The sequence below is a fragment of the Ferroplasma sp. Type II genome (assembly GCF_000496155.1).
Map to the genome: position 1 here is coordinate 1 of NZ_KI542731.1, position 1,851 is coordinate 1,851.

A 1,851-nucleotide genomic window follows, 5' to 3' on the forward strand; every position below is an offset into this window, starting at 1 on the left:
ATCCTTTCGTTGTAGGTACGGATAGCCCTTCTGTGAAATCCATTGTTCCATTATGGCAGATATGCCCTTGCCGGACTCTTTTTCTATGGCATTCCACAGGTCAGATCCGGAGGCATTGCTGTATGAAAATTCCTTAAGATAATTTCTCATGGCTTTCATAAATACATCATTGCCCACATATGCCTCAATCATTCTCAATACATTTGAGCCCTTGCCATACCTTATCTCATATGATAGCTGTGATATGCTTCTGGGGTCAGAAACATCTGCATTTATGGGATGTGAATTTTTAAGGGCATCCATGGTGTATGCACCATCTGTCTGGTCAAGAAGAAAATCCCCGAAGAACTTCCAGTCCGGATTGGTACTGTCAACTGTTTTAAACGCGAAGAATGTGGCAAAGCTTTCATTTAGCCACAGGTCATTCCACCATTTCATCGTTACAAGGTCACCGAACCACATGTGTACCAGCTCATGTGTAATGACCTCTGCTGTTCTCTTATAACTCCTGCTTGTTGTTGACCTGTCTATATTGAGCAGGATTTCCCTGAATGTGATTGCTCCCCAGTTTTCCATGGCACCAGCTGCAAACTCCGGCACGGATATGAGATTCAGCTTCGGAATCATATAATCTATTCCCGTGTAGGTTTCAAGGTAATTCAATGATTTTTTTGCTGTTTCAATGGGGTATTTTGAACCGGTAAGGTGTCCCTTCATGGCAGTGAGAAATATTTTCTTCCCCCTGTATTCATCCTCCATTTCATCGAAGTGGCCAACACCGAGATAGACAAGATAGGTTGCCATTCTTGGTGTTTGATCGAATTCAACAACCTTTTTATCATTCTCTATGGTTTCAGATTTTACTGGCATATTTGATATGGCCTGCAAGTCACTGTCAATTACCATTGTAATATCAAAGGTTGCCTTATAACTGGGGTTGTCTATGCACGGGAATGCCCTTCTTGCATCAGATTCTTCAAACTGCGTGGAGAGTATATACTCCTTATCGTTTCCGGCCACATAGAACCCCTTAAGCCCTCTGCTATTGTCAGATGAAAATTTCACATCCACGGAAATATCACCGCCATTCGTGGAAAATGACACACTATCTTCAGTAACTACATATTTCACACTGGAGCCATTGATTTTTATCTCATGGACATCTATTTTGTCCAGGTCAAAGGTTACCTTTTTATCTGCTTCCTTAATTTTTACGTTTTCTGTTCCCGTATATTTTTTTCCTGCAAAATCAATATCCAGTTTAATTTTGTAATTGATAACTTCCATATTACTTCATATTCTTAGGTTTAATAAATTTTTTCAACCCTGAATATTTTAAATAATACAAGCGAATACTGAAACATGGACCAAAAGTACAGTTTCGCCTATCTGGGGATAACAGTTATCATGGCTTTATTGTTTATGCAGTTCATAATGGGCATGTACATCAACCTTTATGTTTCATTTCCTCCAATGAATAGCATCACACACATGGGCCCACACAATTTCCCATCAAATTACATTGTTGTTATGTTCCATATGATGCTGGGATTTCTTATACTTGTAGTTTCATTTATAATGGTCCTGCTTAGCCTGAGGATAAGGAATTCTAAATTAGTAATTTCCAGTTTTCTGTCATTTTTCTTTGTGATAGTTGCGGGCATCTCAGGCTTCCTGTTTCTGTTCAATGAAAAAAATCTCTATTCCCTTCTGATGGCCATTTCCTTCATAATAATTGTACTGTCTGAATTTTATTATTTATATGTTATAAAAGTAACAGAGAATAAATTAAAATAAAACTAATTTTCCATTAAGTCTAAGGATCTTTTGTAGAGTATATCCCGCATAAGG

Annotated in this window: 2 protein-coding genes; one reads left to right on the forward strand and one right to left on the reverse strand. The window is 38.1% G+C overall.

Translation table 11 applies throughout. The features are described from left to right. Positions 1–1,287, reverse strand: a 1,287-nt coding sequence (locus AMDU4_RS07880) for a M1 family metallopeptidase (protein WP_021787455.1), incomplete at its 3' end; no start/stop codon positions are given. Positions 1,288–1,362: 75 nt separating this feature from the next. Between AMDU4_RS07880 and AMDU4_RS07885 the strand changes: the two genes are divergently transcribed. After that, positions 1,363–1,797, forward strand: coding sequence for a hypothetical protein (locus AMDU4_RS07885; RefSeq protein WP_021787456.1), 435 nt, complete (start codon positions 1,363–1,365; stop codon positions 1,795–1,797). The last annotated feature ends 54 nt before the right edge of the window (positions 1,798–1,851 follow it).